The organism is Sphingomonas sp. BK036 (genome assembly GCF_004216825.1).
Taxonomy (GTDB): domain Bacteria; phylum Pseudomonadota; class Alphaproteobacteria; order Sphingomonadales; family Sphingomonadaceae; genus Sphingomonas.
In genome coordinates this window covers 590,796-610,431 of sequence record NZ_SGXR01000003.1, presented here as the reverse complement: position 1 = coordinate 610,431, position 19,636 = coordinate 590,796, and the positions used below count along the sequence as shown (strand labels likewise).

The following is a 19,636-nucleotide window of genomic DNA, read 5'->3' as shown; positions in this document are numbered from 1 at the left end:
TTGGCCGAAGGGTGGAGGGGGATTGCCACGAGCGTAACGACCGTGATGACGAGGCGGGGCGTTTGTGGTGGACCCCCTCCACCATGCTTCGCACGGTCCCCCTCCCCGTGCCGGGGAGGATTAGCTCGGCCAGCCGCCCGTCTGCCGCAACGCCTCCGCCGCGACGATCCCTGTCGCCACCGAGATGTTCATCGATCGCAAGCCCGGCCGCATCGGGATCAGCACGCGCAGGTCGGCGCGCGCATGCACGTCCTCGGGCACGCCGGTCCCCTCGCTCCCCATCAGCAATATGTCGTCGTCGCGGAACGTGGCCGCATCCAGCCGTACCGCGCCCTTCGTCGTCAGCAGCACGATCCGCCCGCTCGCCTGCGCCAGGAACGCGTCCCAATCGGCATGGCGCACGACGTCGACCGCGCCGACATAATCCATGCCCGAGCGCGCCACGGCCTTTTCGCTCCAGGTGAATCCCATCGGTTCGATCAGGTCGACGCCGATCCCCATGCACGCGGCGGTGCGCAGGATGGCGCCGACATTTCCGGCGATATCGGGCTGATAGAGGGCAATACGCATACCCGATCCTCTAGCGCGCCGAGCGTCCAAGGGTAACCCAAAGCAAAAGGGAGTTGGCAAAGCGCGGTCCCGCCGTCTATCAGACGATAGCCTCCGTGGGGACGGTCGGGCGGATTGGGTATAGGGTTTTGCGAAACCGATAGCCTGGTCGGTCACGAAAAAAATAACGTGCAAGGGCGAGATGAATGGCGACAGTCGACGACATGGTTCCTCCCGGCGAATCGCCAGAGCCGTTTCACGAAGAGGCCCATGACCCTCGCCGCCGTGATTTCATCAACATCGCCGCCGTCTCGTTCGCCGGGGTCGGCGCAGTTGCGATCGTCCTGCCGCTCATCAACCAGATGAACCCCTCGGCCGACGTGCTCGCACAGTCGACCACCGAGATCGATCTGTCGAAGATCCTCCCCGGCCAGGCGATCAAGACGTCGTTCCGCAAGCAGCCCTTGTTCGTGCGCAACCTGACGCCGAAGGAAATCTCGGAAGCCGACGCGGTCGATATCTCGACGTTGCGCGATCCGCAGACGCTCGAGCAGCGCACCAAGGCGGGCAAGAAGAACTGGCTGATCACGCTGGGCGTCTGCACGCATCTCGGCTGCGTCCCGCTCGGCGCGGGCGAGGGCGAGAATAAGGGCCCGTTCGGCGGCTATTTCTGCCCGTGCCACGGCTCGGCCTACGACACCGCCGCGCGCATTCGCAAAGGCCCCGCACCGACCAACCTCCACGTGCCGGACTATGCCTTCAATTCCGACACCGTCGTCACGGTAGGCTGAGGAAAACATCATGAGCTTTCCCTGGGCCAAGCAATACGAACCGAAGCTGCCGCTGACGCGGTGGCTGGATGAGCGGCTTCCCGTTCCCCGGCTCGTCTACAATTCGCTGGGCGGCGGCTATCCCGTCCCGCGCAACCTCAATTACTTCTGGAACTTCGGCGTCCTCGCCGGCGCCGCGCTGGCGATCCAGATCATCACCGGCATCGTGCTGGCGATGCATTACGCCGCCAACGGCGCGGTCGCGTTCGATTCGGTCGAAAGCATCATGCGCGACGTCAACGCGGGCTGGTTCCTGCGCTATGCGCACGCCAACGGCGCGTCGATGTTCTTCATCGTCGTCTACACGCACATCTTCCGCGGGCTCTATTACGGCTCGTACAAGGCGCCGCGCGAGATGGTGTGGCTGCTCGGCGTGGTCATCTTCCTGCTGATGATGGCGACCGCGTTCATGGGCTATGTCCTCCCCTGGGGGCAGATGAGCTTCTGGGGTGCGCAGGTCATCACCGGGTTCTTCTCGGCGATCCCGCTCGTCGGCGACACGATCCGCATCTGGCTGCTCGGCGGATTCGCACCCGACAACGCCGCGCTCAACCGCTTCTTCTCGCTGCATTACCTGCTGCCGTTCGTGATCGCGGGCGTCATCATCCTGCACATCTGGGCGCTGCACATCCCGGGCTCGAACAACCCGACCGGCGTCGACGTGAAGGGCGAGCAGGATACCGTCCCGTTCCACCCCTATTACACCGCGAAGGACGGCTTCGGGCTCGGCATCTTCCTGCTCGTGTTCGCCAGCCTGTTGTTCTTCTTCCCGAACTATCTCGGCCACCCGGACAATTACATCCCGGCGAACCCGCTCTCGACGCCCGCGCACATCGTCCCCGAATGGTATTTCTGGCCGTTCTACGCGATCCTGCGCGCCTTCACCGCGGACTTCATCCTGCCGGCAAAGCTCTGGGGCGTGCTGGCGATGTTCGGCTCGATCCTGCTGCTGTTCTTCCTGCCCTGGCTCGACAGCTCGCCGGTCCGCTCGATGAACTATCGTCCCAAGGCGCGGATCGCGTTCTGGGTGCTGGTCGCCGACATCCTGGTGCTCGGCTATTGCGGTGGCGCGCCGGCCAACGCGTTCTACGTGATCCTCAGCCAGATCTGCGCGGCCTATTACTTCGCGCATTTCCTGATCATCCTGCCGATCATCTCGCGCGCCGAACGCCCGCGGCCGCTGCCCAACTCGATCACCGAGGCCGTGCTGGCCAACCACGGTGGGACGAGCCCAGCGCACACCGCCCTTGAGACGTCGCCGACGTCGTCCACGCCGCACGCCGCGCACTGATACGAACTCGAGGACACACACATGGTTCGTCTCATCGCATCCATCGTCGGCGCAGCCTTCGTGCTGGTGCTCGGCATCGCGCTCTTCGGCAGCATCTCGGGGGCGATCACCGACCCCGTCGCGCCGTCGGCCGAGAGCGTCGCGCACAAGCATCCCAAGGAACTCGAGCTCGCCTCCAACGGCGTGTTCGGCAAGTTCGACCGTCGCCAGGTCCAGCGCGGCTTCCAGGTCTACAAGGAGGTCTGCGCCGCCTGCCACTCGCTGCGGCTCGTGTCGTTCCGCGACCTGCAGAAGATTGGCTATTCGGAGCCCGAGGTTAAGGCGATCGCCAGCCAGTGGGTGATCGAGCAGCCGTCGATCAACCCGGAGACGGGCGAGCCAGCGACGCGCAAGAACATCCCGTCGGATCGCTTCCCGTCGCCCTTCGCCAACGAGGTCGCCGCGCGCGCCGCGAACAACAACGCGCTGCCGCCCGATCTCTCGCTGATCACCAAGGCGCGCGAGGACGGCACTGCCTATGTCCACTCGCTGCTGACCGGCTACACGACGCAGCCCGCTGCGCTGCTGAAGGAATTCCCGGATATCAAGACGCCCGAGGGTCTCCACTACAATCCGTATTTCGCGAACCTCAACATCGCGATGCCGCCGCCGCTGACCTCGGACGGTCAGGTGACCTATGCGGACGGGACGAAGCCCACCAAGGAGCAGATGTCGACCGACGTCGCGGCGTTCCTCACCTGGACCGCCGAGCCCAACCTCGAGGCGCGTCACGCCGCCGGGTTCGCGTCGATCATCTTCATCCTGATCTTCTGCGGGCTTGCCTGGGGCGCGTACCAGAACGTCTGGCGCGACGTTAAGCATTGATGATCGCAGGGCTCCCACGGTAAGGGCGCACGGATAGAGGGAGCGGCGGACGGGCGAACAGCCCGATCCGCCGCTTTCGTTTTGGCCGTAGCGCGGTGGCGCGATACGTCTGCCGCCCGTGCGAAGAAGGGAACGCCCATGTCCGATACCGAAGAGCGCAACGCCGACCTCAAGGCGCTGATCCGCACCATTCCGGACTTCCCCAAGCCCGGCATCCAGTTCCGCGACATCACCACCTTGCTGCTCGACCCGACCGGCTGGGCGACCGCGATCGAGCGGATGGTCGCGGCGGTCTCGGGCCCGGTCGACCTCGTCGCGGGCATCGAGGCGCGCGGCTTCCTGTTCGCGGCGGCGCTCGCCGCGCCATTGAAGGCCGGCGTGCTGCTGATCCGCAAGGACGGCAAGCTCCCCGGCGCGACGATCGCCGAAGACTATGCGCTCGAATATGGCACGGACCGCATCGCGATCCACGCCGACGCCTTCGCACCCGGCGCCCGCGTCCTGCTGGTCGACGACCTGATCGCCACCGGCGGCACCGCCCGCGCTGCGGTCCGCCTGCTCAACAAGGCGGGCGCGGTGGTCACGCAGGCGCAGTTCCTAGTCGACCTACCCGATCTCGGCGGCGCAGAGGCCCTGCGCGCCGACGGCATCGACGCCACGGCCCTGATCGACTTCCCCGGCCACTGATCGCCCGTCAGCCACAGAAACCCACCAATCTGTTCCCCCGCGGACGCGGGGGCCCAGCTAAGTACCGCAGCACCCCGCCACCCTGGCCCCCCGCCTCCGCGGGGGAACAGCTAGGGTGTCGCCATGATCTTTAACGTGGCGTTCTCCAGCCGTGCAGACCGCCACCGCTCCCCATCAGCAGCGCCGTCATACTGCGGAGCGACGAGATCGCCCGGGCGGCGCCCATACACGTCGTCATGCAATGCTTGCACCAAGCCCGTGCTTGGAGCGGACTGACCTACACCCCCCTAAATACCCCCCCGGCGGAGGCCGGGGTCCAATTGGGGAACGTCGCTAACGGGTGGCTGCGCGTAGTTACCCCTGTCGTCGCTATTGGACCCCGGCCTCCGCCGGGGAGGTGCCTTTCTTCCGGGCGCCCGAATACGCCCTCGCTGCGGCCACAGGAGTCGCTCCGGTCGCTCGATCACCACGCCCGTCAGACCCCGTTCATGGAACTTGCGACATACAGAGTCCGTTGTGCGACGAATAGCCGCGCTTTGTGTCCGCTCTCCACGTACGGGAGAATCTCCATGTTTATGAAGCGCTTCGGCATTATTGGCCTGGCCCTGGGTCTCGGATTGGGTGTCGCGGGCTGCACCGACGGCTATGGCTATGGCGGCGCCGGAGTCGGCTATGCGAGCGACCCCTATTATGGCGGAGGCTATGGCGGCGCGGGCTATGGCGGCGGTTACGGCGGCTATGACGGGTTCGCAGGCTATGGCGGCCTGAACTCCTATTATGGCTGGAGCGGCGACTATTATTATCCCGGCTCGGGCGTGTACGTCTACGATCGTAACCGGCGCCCTTATCGCTGGAACGGCGACCAGCAGCGCTATTGGCAGGGCCGTCGCGGCAATTACCGCGGGGGCGGCAACTGGGGCAATTTCGCGCGCGGCAACAGCCCCGCCGCGCGCGACTATCGCCAGGATCGTCGCGAGGCCAACCGCGACTTCCGCCAGGACCGCCGCGACGATCGCGGGCAACTCCGCAACGGCCAGATCACGCGCGACCAGTTCCGTGGCGAGCGCCGCGATGCGCGCCAGGGCTATCGCAACGAAGCCCGGCAGGATCGCCGCGAATTCCGCCAGAACCGCGGCAATGGCGGTGGCGGTCGAAGCTTCGGTGGCGGCAACCGCGGCGGCAATCGCGGTGGCGGCGGCAACCGCACGCCACGCTAAGGTTCGCCAGGCCTAGGCGGACGGTGCAGGCGCGTCTTGGGGGCGCGTCTGCACCAGCCCGTTCGATACGAACGTCATCACCACCACATCGTCCTGGTTGAACACCCGCATCCGGCTCTTGAAGATCCCCATTTCCGGCCGGCTCGCCGAGACGCGCTTTTCCAGCACCTCGTTCTCGCACCGCAGCATGTCGCCCGGATAGACGGGCTTGACCCATTTCAGCTCGTCGATTCCGGGCGATCCGAGCCCAGCCTGCCGGTTCTCCTTCAGATGCGCGACCAGCATCGCCATCGTCATCGCGCAGGTATGCCATCCACTCGCCGACAGCCGCCCGAAATGCGTCTCCGCGGCCGCCTCGTCCGACAGGTGAAACGGCTGCGGATCATATTTCGTGGCGAAGTCGATCACCTCTTCGCGGGTCACGGCATAATGGCCGAACGACGCGGTCTTACCGACCTCGATATCCTCGAAATACTGCATGCGCGCGGCTCCTCTTATCGTTGCATCACCTTCTGGAAGGGCGCGTCGGTGCCGTCCAGCCCCGCCTCCGCCGGCAACCCGATCAGGTCGCGCAGCAAGGGCTCGATCGCGACATTGTCGAAGCTCGCAAGCGTCTTGCCCCGCGCGAACGCAGGCCCATTGGCGAGGAACAGCGCGCGCATCTCGGGCGCCATGTTGTCGTATCCGTGCATGCCCCCGACGAACGTCTTGGTCGGCGCGCTCGGATCGACTCGCCAGCCGACATCGGCGAGGCACAGATAGCTCGGCACGCGCGGGTTGCGCCCATAATGGAACCGCGCGGGGATCTCGCTTTTGCGCCAGCATTGCAGATGGTCGTGCCGCTTGAGCAGCCGCGCCTCGAGCGCCGCCTCATGCCCCGGCACCGCGAACAGCGTCGCATAGGGGCCGGTCTCGACCGTCCGGTAATCCGCCTTGTCCGCGATCGTGTCGAGCGCGACGACCCGGTTGCTGCTCGTCGCCGCCATGCCGTGGTCGGCAACGATCACGAGGTTCGCACGCTGCCCAAGCGCCGCGAGCCCCTCGACCAGCGCGCCGATGCTCGCATCGACGTCCGCAATCGCGCGCGTGACGCCCGCACTGTCGGGGCCATCCGCATGCCCCGCGCTGTCGACCGTATCGAAATACAGCGTCACCAGCCTCGGCCGGATCGCCGCCGGGCGCCGCATCCAGTCGAGCACCGCGTTGACCCGCTGCGTCCCCGACACCTGCTGGTTGAACTGCTGCCAGTCCTCCGGCCGCGTCCCGCCGTCGATCGCACCATGGCTGTCGAGTTTCAGCTTGCCGCCGACCGCGACGTTCGCGCCCGGCCAGAACATCGTCGCGGTCCGGATCCCGGCCTTTTCCGCATCGACCCAGATCGGAGAGCTCTCGCTCCACCAGAACGGATCGTCGCTCGCCATCGTGAAGGTCTCGCCCGGCCGTGCGGGGTCCTCCATCTTGTTGCCGACGATTCCGCTGCGATCGGGCCGCAGACCCGTCACCAGCGTCCAGTGATTGGGAAAGGTGATGCTGGGAAAGGACGGCCGCATGCTCGCAAACACCCCGCCCGCGCGCAGCCGGTTGAGGTTGGGCGTCACCCCGCGATCGAGATAATCGGGCCGGAACCCGTCGATCGACACGAGGATCGTGACGGGCGCGCGCATCTCGTCCGGTAACGCAGCCGCTGCTGCAGTCGGCGCAGGCGCGGTGATCGGCGCGAGGGCAGGGGGTGTGTAAGGATAGGCACACCCGGCGAGCGCGGCGGCAAGCGCGAGCGCGATGAACGTCGAGGCAGTCTTCATGCGTGTCGTCCCGAACGAATCCCGAATGCCGCGCTCTCTACCGGCCATGCGCCACGTGCGGAAGCAGTGTGGACGACATGCGCGGTATTTATCGGCAGGCTCAGGGACGCGTGGGGACGCGCTTCCTTATCGCGGGAAGCCCAGCGCGCGCGCAGCCATGCACGGCGACGGCGAGGACTCGTTTTCGAGCCTCGCCGCCCGTGGTCAGCTATGCAGGAAGTGCATCACGTCGCCGTCATGGACGACATACGCCTTGCCCTCTGCGCGCAGCTTGCCCGCCTCGCGCGCCTTCGATTCCCCACCCAGCGCGATGAAGTCGTCGAACGCGATCGTCTCGGCGCGGATGAAGCCCTTTTCGAAATCGCCGTGGATCTCGCCCGCGGCCTGCGGCGCGGTCGCGCCCGCATGGACGGTCCAGGCGCGCGCTTCCTTCGGCCCGACCGTGAAGAAGGTCAGCAGGTGGAGCAGCTTGTAGCCGGCGGTGATGACACGCGCGAGGCCGGTCTCTTCCAGCCCCAGCTCGCCCAGGAACTCGCCGCGATCCTCGGCGGGCATCGTCGCGATCTCCGCCTCGATCGCCGCCGACACGACGACCGCCTCGGCGCCCTCGGCCGCGGCCTTCTCGAACACGCGCGCCGACAGCGCATTGCCGTTCGCGGCATCGCCCTCGTCGACGTTGCACACGTAGAGGACGGGCTTGGCGGTCAGCAGCTGCGCCTGTGCGAAAACGCGCGCCTCGTCCTCATCTTTGGGCATTGTCAGCCGTGCAGGCTTGCCCTCGCGCAGCAGCTCGAGCGCCTGGCCGAGCACGGCCGCGCCGATCTTGGCCTCCTTGTCGCCCTGCATGCCCTTCTTGGCGAGGTTGGGGACGCGCTTCTCGAGGCTTTCGAGATCGCTCAGCATGAGTTCCGTTTCGACGGTCTCGGCATCGGCGATCGGGTCGACCTTGTTGTCGACATGAGTCACGTCGCCGTTCTCGAAACAGCGCAGCACGTGGACGATCGCGTCGACCTCACGGATGTTGCCGAGGAACTGGTTGCCGAGCCCTTCGCCCTTCGACGCGCCACGCACGAGGCCGGCGATGTCGACGAAGCCAAGCTGCGTCTCGATGATCTTCTGCGAGCCCGCGATCTTCGCCAGCGAGTCGAGCCGCTTGTCAGGCACGCCGACATTGCCGACGTTCGGCTCGATCGTGCAGAACGGATAGTTCGCCGCCTGCGCCGCGGCCGTCTGCGTCAGCGCGTTGAAGAGGGTGGACTTGCCGACGTTCGGCAGCCCCACGATGCCGCAGCGAAAACCCATGATATGCCCTTGGTATAAGAATGTGTCGGCGCTTTAGGGCAGGGCGAAGAGGAACGCCAGCATCAGGCCTGTACCTTCGCCCCAACTCTCCCGTCATCCTGACGAAAGTCAGGATCCAGGGTCGCAAGGGGCGCCATCCGTTACTCTGGATCCTGACTTTCGTCAGGATGACGGAACGCCCGACTGATCGACCCACCCGATTGCCGCAATGCAGCAAAATTACCGTACCGCTCGGTAGATAAACCGATTCCCGTGCGTATATCGCATTCTGCCAGTCAGAATTTAGGAATAGCATGACCACCACCGCCAACGGCTTTGCCGCGCAATCCCCAGCAACGCCGCTCGCGCCGTTCAGCTTCGAGCGCCGGGCGCCGGGCAAGACCGACGTCGCGATCGACATCGCGTTCTGTGGCGTCTGCCACTCGGATCTCCACACCGCCAAGGGCGAGTGGGAAGGCACGCTGTACCCCTGCGTCCCAGGCCACGAGATCGTCGGGCGAGTCACCGCAGTCGGCAGCGACGTCACCAAGTTCAAGGTCGGCGACATCGCCGGCGTCGGCTGCATGGTCGACAGCTGCGGCCAGTGCCCGTCCTGCACCGACGGCGAGGAGCAATATTGCGAGACGACCGGGTTCGTCGGCACGTATAACGGCCCCGATCCCGTGCTCGGCGGCCACACCTTCGGCGGCTATTCGGATCATATCGTCGTCGACGAGGGCTTCGTGCTCAAGGTCTCGCATCCCGAAGCCGATCTCGCCGCGGTCGCGCCGCTGCTCTGCGCGGGCATCACCACCTATTCGCCGCTCAAGCACTGGAAGGTCGGCCCCGGCCAGAAGGTCGGCATCGTCGGTCTCGGCGGTCTCGGCCACATGGGCGTCAAGATCGCCAACGCGATGGGCGCCGAGGTCTATGTCTTCTCGACCTCGCCCAACAAGCGCGACGACGCCAAGCGTCTCGGCGCCAAGGACCTGATCGTGTCGAAGGATGCCGATGCGATGGCGGAGCATGTGAATAGCTTCGACTTCATCCTCAACACCGTTGCCGCACCGCACAATCTCGACCCGTTCCTCGAGCTGCTCAAGCGTGACGGGACGATGACCTTGGTCGGCGTGCCTGCCGAGCCGCATCCGTCGCCCTCGGTCGGCAACCTGATCTTCCGCCGCCGCCAGCTGGCGGGCTCGCTGATCGGCGGGATAGCGGAGACGCAGGAAATGCTCGATTTCTGCAACGAGCACGGACTGGTGTCGGACATCGAGATGATCCGCATGGACGAGATCGAGCCGGCGTACGACCGCATGGTCAAGAGCGACGTGAAGTACCGCTTCGTCATCGACATGGCGTCGATGCCGACGGCGTAACCAATCTACCCTCCGTCATCCCCGCGCAGGCGGGGATCCAGACTGGCAACCCCGAGCGAGTATCGCCGAGGCCAGCCAGTCTGGGTTCCCGCCTCCGCGGGAATGACGAGAGAGGCCGTGCCGCCCCCACCCCCGTCATCCTGACGAAAGTCAGGATCCAGGGCTGCGGGCGCCTGCGTTGCTTGGCTCTGGATCCTGACTTTCGTCAGGATGACGGAAGTGGTTGCGAGGTTCCCCTACCTCACCACCGATAATTAAAACTGATGCTGATCCGCTCGCCCTTCGCAGCATTCGGCACGACCTCATGCCGCAGCCAGCTCTCCCAAAGAAACACGCTCCCCGGCTTCGGCACCGCATAGACGAACGTCCGCAGATCCTCCGGCGCATCGTCGAGCCGAGTCGGCGCCGCCATCATCATCGGCAGCCGCGGATCCTCCAGCTTCAGCGCACCCGCGCCCTCGGGAATCGTCACATACATCGTCCCCGACACGACGCTGTGCGGATGGATATGCCCCGAATGCGCGCCGCCGGGCTTCAGGACGTTCACCCACAGGCTGTCGAGCTTCAGTTTGCGCCCGCCCAGATCGAACGCGCAGTCCTTCGCAAACGCCGCGACATGCTTGTTGAGCAACCGCACCAGATCGCCGAACCGCGGATCGCGCAGCGGCAGGTCGTTGAGCGAAGCGTAGGACGTGTACCCGCGATAGCCATGCGCCTTCGACCACGCGACACCCGCGCGGTCCGCCTTGGACAGTTCGAGCGCCGCGTCCTCCAGCTCCTCGACGAGATCGTCATCGCCGAGATCGGCCTCGTAGAACCGCGTGGCGAACAGCGAGCGGGTGGTCATGGTTGCATCCTCACAGCGACATCATTCATGAAGCGGACGTCGTCGCCCGCCGCCAGCCACGCCGCCTCCGCGGCGATCGCGCCGAGCATGTCGGACAGCGGCTCGATCTCCGCCTTCGCGTAATTGCCGAGCACATAGCCGGTGACGCGGTCCTTGTGCCCTGGATGCCCGATGCCGAGCCGCACGCGGCGGAAATCGGGGCCGAGATGCTGGTCGGTCGAGCGCAGCCCGTTATGCCCCGCGGTCCCGCCGCCGGTCTTCACCTTCACACGGAAGGGAGCGATGTCGAGTTCGTCGTGGAACACCGTCAGCGCGTCGACGTCGAGCTTGTAGAAGCGCAGCGCCTCGCCGATCGACCGGCCGCTGTCGTTCATGAAGGTCGCGGGCTTGAGGAGCAGGATCTTCTCGGAGCCGATCCGGCCCTCCTGCGTCCAGCCCTGGAACTGCTTCTTGACCGCGCCGAAGCCGTGCACTTCGGCGATCGCGTCGGCGACCATGAACCCGACATTGTGCCGGTGCATCGCATATTGCGCCCCCGGATTGCCGAGTCCCGCCCAGATCTGCACGTATCATTCTCCAAGAAAAAGTCGCTGCCTGTGCCCCTACCGTCATTCCCGCGGAGGCGGGAACCCATAGTGGCAAACCTCTCGATTCCTCACAAAGGTCCGAGGGTCTGGATCCCCGCCTGCGCGGGGATGACGGGCAGGGTGGGGAAGGCGCGGCTGAAACCCGCCAATGCCCCAAAACGAAACGGGCGGGAAAGCCCTAGCTTTCCCGCCCGCCCGATCACGTCAAAACCATCATCCGAAGACGAAGCGACTAATCGCTTAGTCCTTCTTCTGCGGCGTGATCTTGTCGTCGTCGTTGTTGTCGTCGTTAGGCTCGACCGGGGTCTCTTCCTCGGCAGCAGCCTCGGCGGCCTGCGCCTCAGCGACTTCAGCCTCGAGCTCTTCGTCCTCGACGGTCGGCACGGTCGGCGGCACGATCGTGGCGATCGCGAAGTCGCGGTCGTCGATCGCGGGCGTCGCGCCCTTGGGCAGCGTCACGTCGCTGATGTGGATCGAATCGCCGATTTCCATGCCGGTGAGCGAAATCGAGATCTCGCTCGGGATGTCCGATGCGTCGACGACCAGCTCGATCTCGTGACGCGTGATGTTGAGGACGCCCTTGCCCTTCTTGATGCCCGGCGCATCGTCTTCGTCGGTGAACACGATCGGCACCGCGACGGTGACGGTCGAGTGCTCGCCGATGCGCAGGAAGTCGACATGGATCGGGCGATCGCTGACCGGGTGGAACGAAACGTCCTTCGGCAGCGTGCGTACGCCGTTGACCATCACGACCGAATTCATGAAGTGGCCGGTCATCAGCGCCTTCATCAGCGCCTTTTCCTCGAGGTGAACCGAGGTGGGTTCCTTGTTCAGGCCGTAGATCACGGCAGGCACGCGGCCATCACGACGCAGCGCCCGGGAGGCTCCCTTGCCAACCCGGTCACGCGTCTCGGCTGCGAGCGTCAACTGGTCGCTCATCAATATTCTCCGAAACTCGTTTGTTGTTCTTCCCGCCCACGCCTCCAGGGATGACCATGGACCGGAAGCGCGGGCGCATAGCGGAAAGCCCGGCGTTTTGCAATCGACTCGAGCCGGTTCAGCCAGACGTACGTCATCCTGACGAAAGTCAGGATCCAGGGTTACGGGCGCTACGTCTTTGGCTCTGGATCCTGACTTTCGTCAGGATGACGAGCCCCTCAATACCGAACCCGCTCCGCCTTCACGCCAAGCTTGGCCAACTGCGCCTGCACGCTGTCCTGACCCGCCAGATGCCCCGCACCCACCGCAACGAACACCGTCCCCGGCGACTTCATCCGATTCGCGACCCACTCCGCCCAGCGCGCGTTACGATCCACCAGCAGCACCTTGGCCACCTCGGGCGAATCCTTCAGACTGTCGTTCATCTCCCGCGCGAGCGCCTCGGGATCGCCCTTCGCCCATTCGTCGACCATCGTCGCCATCGTCGTCTCGAGTTTCGGCAGTTCGTCGATCGTCGTGCCGAGAAACTGCAGCTGCGCCTTTTGCGACAGCCCGCCGAAATAGCCCAGCTGCTGCTCCGCCGTCTCCAGCCCGATCACCGGCTTGCCCGCCGCCTTCGCCGCCGCGGTGATCACATGCTCGGGCCCGTTCTCCGAGTCATAGCCGAGCTTCGACAGCGGCGCGATCGACAGGTTGGTCGCCGCCAGCCATGGCCGGAACCGATCGAATGCATTCGCCGGCAGCCCCAGATCGGTCACCGCCTTCGCATAGGCCGCGCGCTTGTCCGCGGGCAGCTGCTCGGTCAGCGTCGGGCCATCCTTCGCCACGCCGGTCGCCATCACGAGGCTCTGCATCTTGTTCGCATCGGGCATCACCAGCTCGAGCACCACCTGCTGCGACCGGTCGAACGCGGTCTTCACCGCCTCGTCGAACCACGTCATGCCGGGTTTGAGCACATGGATCGTCCCGAACAGGTAGATCGTCGTGTCCTTGTCCTTCACCACCCACAAGGCCGGATCGGCATCGTTGGCGGCCTGCACGGGCTTCGGCGCGACCTGCGCACAGGCGGGGAGGGCGAACGCCATCGCGATGGCGGAGAGCGCGGATCGGAACGGGACGATCTTCGAGAACAGCTTCAAGGCCAGGGCATCCTTATCATTGGTCGCCCCCATGTAGGACGCCCCACCCAAACGCACCACTTGCCTCGCGCACCCCCATCCGCCAAAGCCCGCCCGTGACCCAGCACCTGACCCAGCCCCTGAAAAAGCCTCTCAGCTTCCAGCGCATGATCCTTACGCTCCATGACTATTGGAGCGAGCACGGGTGCCTGATCCTGCAGCCCTACGACATGGAAATGGGCGCGGGCACCTTCCACACCGCCACGACGCTGCGCGCGCTCGGGCCGAAACCGTGGAACGCCGCGTTCGTCCAGCCCTGCCGCCGTCCGACCGACGGTCGCTACGGCGAGAACCCGAACCGGCTCCAGCATTATTACCAGTATCAGGTGATCCTGAAGCCGAGCCCTGCGAACCTCCAGGAACTCTACCTCGGCAGCCTCGCGGCGATCGGCATCGACATGCTGAAGCACGACATCCGCTTCGTCGAGGACGACTGGGAGAGCCCGACGCTCGGCGCCTGGGGGCTCGGCTGGGAGGTCTGGTGCGACGGCATGGAGGTGACGCAGTTCACCTATTTCCAGCAGATGGGCGGCTTCGACATGAAGCCCGTCGCGGGCGAGCTGACCTACGGGCTCGAGCGCCTGGCGATGTACATCCAGGACAAGGACAGCGTCTACGACCTCGCGTTCAACGACGCAGGCGTCACCTATGGCGAGGTGTTCCTGGAGAACGAGCAGGAGATGTCGAAGTGGAACTTCGAGGTCGCCGACACGGACTCGCTGTTCGACCAGTTCCGCAAGCACGTCGCCGAATGCGAGAACAGCCTGAACCACCAGCTGCCGATCCCGGCCTACGAGCAGGCGATCAAGGCCAGCCACGTCTTCAACCTGCTCCAGGCGCGCGGCGTGATCTCGGTCGCCGAACGCCAGGCCTATATGGGCCGCGTCCGCGACCTCGCCAAAGGCGCCTGCGCCGCCTGGATGGACAAGCACGGATGGGCGGCGTGATGCTGACCAGCGCCATTCCTCCCCGGAACGGGGAGGGGGACCATGCGCAGCATGGTGGAGGGGGCGTGCCGCACACGCTCCGTTCGCGGCCCGCCCCCTCCACCGTCCTTCGGACGGTCCCCCTCCCCGTGCCGGGGCGGATTTGAGTATCCCATGACCGATTTTCTCCTAGAACTCCGCTCCGAAGAAATCCCCGCCCGGATGCAGGCGAAGGCGCGCGAAGATCTTGCTAAGCTCTTCACCGCCGAGCTCGCCAAGGCCGGGATCGCCACCAGCGCGCTCGTCACCTACGCGACGCCGCGCCGCCTGACGCTGATCGCGCGCGACCTGCCGCTCGAGACCGCCGCGGTCTCCGAAGAGGTGAAGGGCCCCAAGACGTCCGCCCCCCCGCAGGCGCTCGAAGGCTTCCTGCGCAAGACCGGCCTCACGCGCGAACAGCTGGTCGATCGCGGCGGCACGCTGTTCGCGGTCACCGAAAAGCCCGGCCGCGCCACCGCCGCCGTGCTGGCAGAGGCGATCCCCGCGATCGTCCGCGCGTTCCCCTGGCCCAAGTCGATGCGCTGGGGCGATGCCTCCGCCAGCACCGAAAGCCTGCGCTGGGTCCGCCCGCTGCAAGGCATCGTCGCGCTGCTCGGCGAAGAGATCGTGCCGTTCGCAATCGCGGGCATCGAGAGCGGCGCCGCCACACTCGGCCACCGCTTCCACCACCCGTACCAGATCACGATCGGCGGCGCGCACGACTATGTCGAGAAGCTGCGCGCCTGCCACGTCATCGTCGATCACGACGAGCGCGCGACGCTGATCCGCGATCACGCGCGCGAGGCCGCGATGCAGGCCGGGCTCGAACTGATCGACGACGAGGGTCTCGTCGCCGAGAATGCCGGGCTCACCGAATGGCCGATTCCGCTGCTCGGCCAGTTCGACCCCGCGTTTCTCGACGTGCCGCCCGAGGTGATCCAGCTCACCGCGCGTGTGAACCAGAAATATTTCGTCTGCCGCAGCGCCGACGGGACGCTGGCGAACGCCTTCGTCTGTACCGCTAACATCGCCGCGCACGACGGCGGCGCGAAGATCGTCGAGGGCAACCGCAAGGTCCTCGCCGCACGTCTGTCGGATGCGAAATTCTTCTACGACACCGACCTGAAGGTGCCGCTCGAAGAGCAGGCGGCAAAGCTTGAAAAGATCGTCTTCCACGAAAAGCTCGGCACGCTGGCCGACAAGGTCGACCGCGTCGCGAAACTCGCCCGCTGGCTGGTCGAAGAGGGAATAATCCTCCCCGGGACGGGGAGGGGGACCAGCGAAGCTGGTGGAGGGGGGGCGCCACGAAGCGCAGCGCCCGCGGAGAACCCCCTCCACCCTCAGCCTATGGCTGACGGTCCCCCTCCCCTTGCAGGGGAGGAATTGGCAGACCTCGCAGAGCGCGCCGCGCGTCTCGCCAAGGCGGATCTCGTCACCGGCATGGTCGGCGAGTTCCCCGAATTGCAGGGCCTGATGGGCGGCTACTACGCCGCAGCCCAAGGCGAGCACCCCGCCGTCGCCGCCGCGATCCGCGACCATTACAAGCCGGTCGGGCAGGGCGATGACGTCCCCACCGACCCGGTGACGGTCGCGGTCAGCTTGGCGGACAAGCTGGATACGATCGCCAGCTTTTTTCTCATCGATGAGCGTCCTACAGGGTCTAAGGATCCATTCGCGCTGCGACGTGCTGGGCTTGGGATCATCGCGATTACGGTGAAGAACGGTCTGCGCTATTCTACTTATGACCTCTTTAATAAGTCAGTTACCGTCTCCGGCCGTGAACAAAACATCGGCGAGGTTGTCGCGGCCGGCTACTTTCACGATTTCATTGTTGAACGGCTGAAGGTTCAACAGCGTGAGTCCGGCGTACGGCATGATTTAGTCGATGCCGTTACGATGATGGGTGGCGATGACGACATTGGAGGTGAACGCGACCTCGTCCGCCTCCTCGCGCGCGTCCACGCGCTTCAGGCGTTCGTGACCACCGAGGACGGCAAGAACCTGCTCGCCGGCTACAAGCGCGCCGCCAATATCCTCAAGAAGGAAGCCGCCCCCAAAGCCGTCACCCCAGCGAACGCTGGGGTCTCCGCGGGGAGCGAGGGACACTTGCCCCATGAGACCCCAGCGTTCGCTGGGGTGACGGATGGGGCGGGGGATGATGGTGTGGTCGGAGCCCCCGGCGAAGAACCGCTGTCCTACACGCCCGAACCGGCAGAGGCTGCGCTCATGACCGCGCTCGACTCCGCCGAACCCCGCGCAACCGCAGCAATCAGCGCCGAGGATTTCGCCGCGGCGATGGCCGCGCTCGCGTCGCTGCGCGCGCCGATCGACGCGTTCTTTGATAGCGTTATCGTCAACGACGCCGACCCCGCGAAGCGCTCCGCCCGTCTCGCCCTACTTGAGCGCGTTCGCGCCGCAGTGCACAACGTCGCGGATTTCTCGAGAATTGAGGGCTGAGTGAACGCACCGCCGGAACCTGCTCCCAGCGTCTGCACTTTCTATACTTCACTTTTGCCCTGCCCGTAAAAACAAGCACTTAGAGGACCCGTGATGACCCAATATGTGTACCGCTTCGGCGGCGGTGTTTCGGATGGCGGCAAGGGCGATCGCAACCTGCTCGGCGGCAAGGGTGCGAACCTGGCCGAGATGGCGTCGATCGGCCTGCCGGTCCCGCCGGGCTTCACGATCTCGACCGAGTTTTGCGCGGTCTATTACGACGAGGGTGCCCAGTTCCCGCAGGCCCTGCGCGACGAGGTCGCCACCGGCCTCGCGCATATCGAAGGCGTCACCGGCAAGAAATTCGGCGACGCCGCCGACCCGCTGCTCGTCTCGGTCCGCTCGGGTGCGCGCGCATCGATGCCGGGGATGATGGACACCGTCCTCAATCTCGGCCTCAACGACCAGACCGTCGAGGGCCTCGCCGCCAAGTCCGAGGACGCACGCTTCGCCTGGGACAGCTATCGCCGCTTCATCCAGATGTACGCCGACGTCGTCCTCGAGCTCGATCACGGCGCGTTCGAGGAAGCGCTCGAGATCGCCAAGGAAGACCAGGGCTTCACGCTCGACACCGAGCTGAGCGCCGACGACCTCCGCGCGCTGGTCGCCGAATATAAGGGCCTTGTCGAAAAGCAGTGGGGCAAGCCCTTCCCGCAGGATGTCCACGATCAGCTCTGGGGCGCGGTCGGCGCCGTCTTCGGCTCGTGGCAGTCCGAGCGCGCGAAAGTCTATCGCCGCCTCAACGACATCCCCGCCGCCTGGGGCACCGCGGTCAACATCCAGGCGATGGTGTTCGGCAACATGGGCGACACCTCGGCGACCGGCGTCGCGTTCACGCGCGACCCGTCCAAGGGCGACCGCGCTTATTACGGTGAGTTCCTGATCAACGCGCAGGGCGAGGACGTCGTCGCCGGCATCCGCACGCCGCAGTATCTGACCAGGACCGCGCGCGAAGACGCCGGCGCGAAGCCCGCGTCGATGGAAGAGGCGATGCCCGAGGTCTATGGCCAGCTCGCCGACGTGTTCGACACGCTCGAAAACCATTATCGCGACATGCAGGACATCGAGTTCACGGTCGAGAAGACCAAGCTCTGGATGCTCCAGACGCGCGCTGGCAAGCGCACCGCCAAGGCCGCGCTCAAGATCGCGGTCGACATGGCCAATGAAGGGCTGATCACGCGCGAGGAGGCGATCCTGCGCGTCGAGCCGATGGCGCTCGACCAGCTGCTCCACCCGACGCTCGATCCCAAGGCGCACCGCGACGTGCTGACCAAGGGCCTCCCCGCCTCGCCGGGCGCTGCCTCGGGTGCGGTCGTGTTCGACGCCGATGCCGCCGAGAAGAAGGCCGCCGATGGCGTCGCCGTCATCCTCGTCCGCACCGAAACCTCGCCGGACGACATTCACGGCATGCACGCGGCCAAGGGCATCCTCACTGCACGCGGCGGCATGACCAGCCACGCCGCCGTCGTCGCCCGCGGCATGGGACGCCCCTGCGTCTCGGGCGCCGGCACGCTGTCGATCGACGCCAAGGCGAAGATCATGCGCTGTGGCGGTCGTGAGGTGAAGGAGGGCGACCTGCTCACCATCGACGGCACCACCGGCGAAGTGATGATCGGCGCGGTCGCGACTGTGCAGCCCGAGCTGTCGGGCGATTTCGCGACGCTGATGGTGTGGGCCGACGAGGTCCGCCGCCTGAAGGTCCGCGCGAACGCTGAGACTCCGGAAGATTGCCGCGTCGCACGCGAATTCGGCGCCGAGGGCGTTGGCCTTTGCCGTACCGAGCACATGTTCTTCGAAAGCAGCCGCATCACCAACGTCCGCCAGATGATCTTAGCGAGCGACGAGAAGGGCCGTCGCGCCGCGCTCGAAAAGCTGCTCCCCGAACAGCGCAAGGATTTCACCGAGATCCTGGAGGTGATGGCCGGTCTGCCGGTGACGATCCGTCTGCTCGATCCGCCGCTCCACGAATTCCTCCCCCACGAGGAATCCGAATTCGCCGAGGTCGCGACCGCGGCGGGCGTCGATGTCGACACGCTCAAGCGCCGCGCGGCGGAGCTGCACGAGTTCAACCCGATGCTCGGCCATCGCGGCTGCCGTCTCGGCGTGACCTACCCCGAGATCTACGAGATGCAGGCTAGAGCGATCTTCGAGGCGGCGGTCGACGTCGCGGAGAAGTCCGGCGCTGCGCCGATTCCCGAGGTCATGATCCCGCTGGTGGCCACCCGCCGCGAGCTGGAGCTGATGAAGGCGGTCGTCGACAAGGCCGCGCAGGCGGTGTTCGCCGACAAGGGCCGCACGATCGAGTATCTCGTCGGCACGATGATCGAACTCCCCCGCGCCGCGCTGCGGGCAGGCGAGATCGCGGAAGTCGGCGAGTTCTTCTCGTTCGGCACCAACGACCTGACGCAGACGACGCTCGGCGTCAGCCGCGACGACGCGTCGCGCTTCCTCGGGGCGTATGTCGAGCAGGGCATCTACGCGAAGGACCCGTTCGTCAGCATCGACGTCGAAGGCGTCGGCGAACTGATCGAGATCGCCGCCGAACGTGGCCGCAAGACTCGCGCGGGCATCAAGCTCGGCATCTGCGGCGAACATGGTGGCGACCCGGCAAGCATCGCGTTCTGCGAAAAGGTGGGGTTGGATTACGTATCGGCCAGTCCCTACCGCGTCCCCATCGCCCGCCTAGCCGCGGCGCAAGCAGCGCTGAATAAGAAGTAACGCCGG

17 protein-coding genes are annotated in these 19,636 nt (G+C 65.8%); 9 read left to right on the top strand and 8 right to left on the bottom strand.

Going from position 1 to position 19,636, the window contains the following annotated elements:
• Positions 1–120: 120 nt before the first annotated feature.
• Complete coding sequence (locus EV283_RS02940; RefSeq protein WP_130322526.1) at positions 121–570, bottom strand: tRNA (cytidine(34)-2'-O)-methyltransferase; 450 nt, start codon at positions 568–570, stop codon at positions 121–123.
• Positions 571–773: 203 nt separating this feature from the next.
• Between EV283_RS02940 and petA the strand changes: the two genes are divergently transcribed.
• The 5 genes from petA to EV283_RS02915 all read left to right on the top strand — a co-directional run bounded on the left by petA (position 774) and on the right by EV283_RS02915 (position 5,438).
• On the top strand, positions 774–1,340 hold the full coding sequence (gene petA / locus EV283_RS02935; protein ID WP_056413295.1) for a ubiquinol-cytochrome c reductase iron-sulfur subunit: 567 nt from the start codon (positions 774–776) through the stop codon (positions 1,338–1,340).
• Between the two features lie 10 nt (positions 1,341–1,350).
• Complete coding sequence (locus EV283_RS02930; RefSeq protein ID WP_130322524.1) at positions 1,351–2,670, top strand: cytochrome b N-terminal domain-containing protein; 1,320 nt, start codon at positions 1,351–1,353, stop codon at positions 2,668–2,670.
• A 21-nt stretch (positions 2,671–2,691) separates the two neighbouring features.
• Positions 2,692–3,534: a cytochrome c1 gene (locus tag EV283_RS02925; protein ID WP_130322522.1), complete on the top strand. Its 843-nt coding sequence runs from the start codon at positions 2,692–2,694 to the stop codon at positions 3,532–3,534.
• A 138-nt stretch (positions 3,535–3,672) separates the two neighbouring features.
• Positions 3,673–4,221, top strand: a complete 549-nt coding sequence (locus tag EV283_RS02920) for an adenine phosphoribosyltransferase (RefSeq protein ID WP_055880983.1) — start codon at positions 3,673–3,675, stop codon at positions 4,219–4,221.
• Positions 4,222–4,790: 569 nt separating this feature from the next.
• Positions 4,791–5,438 carry a hypothetical protein gene (locus EV283_RS02915; RefSeq protein ID WP_130322520.1) on the top strand — a complete coding sequence of 216 codons (648 nt, stop codon included), beginning with the start codon at positions 4,791–4,793 and terminating at the stop codon, positions 5,436–5,438.
• Between the two features lie 12 nt (positions 5,439–5,450).
• Here EV283_RS02915 and EV283_RS02910 read toward each other — a convergent pair whose 3' ends face one another.
• The 3 genes from EV283_RS02910 to ychF form a co-directional block, all read right to left on the bottom strand.
• Complete coding sequence (locus EV283_RS02910) at positions 5,451–5,918, bottom strand: MaoC family dehydratase (protein WP_130322518.1); 468 nt, start codon at positions 5,916–5,918, stop codon at positions 5,451–5,453.
• 14 nt (positions 5,919–5,932) lie between these two features.
• Positions 5,933–7,240, bottom strand: coding sequence for an ectonucleotide pyrophosphatase/phosphodiesterase (locus tag EV283_RS02905; protein WP_130322516.1), 1,308 nt, complete (start codon positions 7,238–7,240; stop codon positions 5,933–5,935).
• 204 nt (positions 7,241–7,444) lie between these two features.
• Positions 7,445–8,542 carry a redox-regulated ATPase YchF gene (ychF, locus tag EV283_RS02900; protein ID WP_130322514.1) on the bottom strand — a complete coding sequence of 366 codons (1,098 nt, stop codon included), beginning with the start codon at positions 8,540–8,542 and terminating at the stop codon, positions 7,445–7,447.
• A gap of 293 nt (positions 8,543–8,835) precedes the next feature.
• Between ychF and EV283_RS02895 the strand changes: the two genes are divergently transcribed.
• The gene (locus tag EV283_RS02895) at positions 8,836–9,900 is read left to right on the top strand and encodes an NAD(P)-dependent alcohol dehydrogenase (RefSeq protein ID WP_130322512.1); all 1,065 of its coding nucleotides are present in this window, start codon (positions 8,836–8,838) and stop codon (positions 9,898–9,900) included.
• 241 nt (positions 9,901–10,141) lie between these two features.
• Here EV283_RS02895 and EV283_RS02890 read toward each other — a convergent pair whose 3' ends face one another.
• The 4 genes from EV283_RS02890 to EV283_RS02875 all read right to left on the bottom strand — a co-directional run bounded on the left by EV283_RS02890 (position 10,142) and on the right by EV283_RS02875 (position 13,412).
• A complete protein-coding gene (locus tag EV283_RS02890; RefSeq protein WP_055880960.1) occupies positions 10,142–10,747 on the bottom strand; it encodes a TIGR02466 family protein in 606 nt (201 codons plus the stop codon).
• Positions 10,744–11,313: an aminoacyl-tRNA hydrolase gene (gene pth, locus EV283_RS02885; RefSeq protein WP_056411558.1), complete on the bottom strand. Its 570-nt coding sequence runs from the start codon at positions 11,311–11,313 to the stop codon at positions 10,744–10,746. Before pth ends, EV283_RS02890 begins: the two co-directional genes overlap by 4 nt.
• Positions 11,314–11,574: 261 nt before the next feature.
• On the bottom strand, positions 11,575–12,273 hold the full coding sequence (locus EV283_RS02880; RefSeq protein ID WP_107956900.1) for a 50S ribosomal protein L25/general stress protein Ctc: 699 nt from the start codon (positions 12,271–12,273) through the stop codon (positions 11,575–11,577).
• Positions 12,274–12,491: 218 nt separating this feature from the next.
• On the bottom strand, positions 12,492–13,412 hold the full coding sequence (locus tag EV283_RS02875; protein WP_242615755.1) for a TraB/GumN family protein: 921 nt from the start codon (positions 13,410–13,412) through the stop codon (positions 12,492–12,494).
• Between the two features lie 146 nt (positions 13,413–13,558).
• Here EV283_RS02875 and EV283_RS02870 point away from each other — a divergent pair, with 146 nt between their 5' ends.
• The 3 genes from EV283_RS02870 to ppdK all read left to right on the top strand — a co-directional run bounded on the left by EV283_RS02870 (position 13,559) and on the right by ppdK (position 19,630).
• On the top strand, positions 13,559–14,398 hold the full coding sequence (locus tag EV283_RS02870) for a glycine--tRNA ligase subunit alpha (protein ID WP_056020794.1): 840 nt from the start codon (positions 13,559–13,561) through the stop codon (positions 14,396–14,398).
• A gap of 153 nt (positions 14,399–14,551) precedes the next feature.
• Positions 14,552–16,873, top strand: coding sequence for a glycine--tRNA ligase subunit beta (glyS, locus tag EV283_RS02865; protein ID WP_130322510.1), 2,322 nt, complete (start codon positions 14,552–14,554; stop codon positions 16,871–16,873).
• 93 nt (positions 16,874–16,966) lie between these two features.
• Positions 16,967–19,630, top strand: coding sequence for a pyruvate, phosphate dikinase (gene ppdK, locus EV283_RS02860; protein WP_130322508.1), 2,664 nt, complete (start codon positions 16,967–16,969; stop codon positions 19,628–19,630).
• The last annotated feature ends 6 nt before the right edge of the window (positions 19,631–19,636 follow it).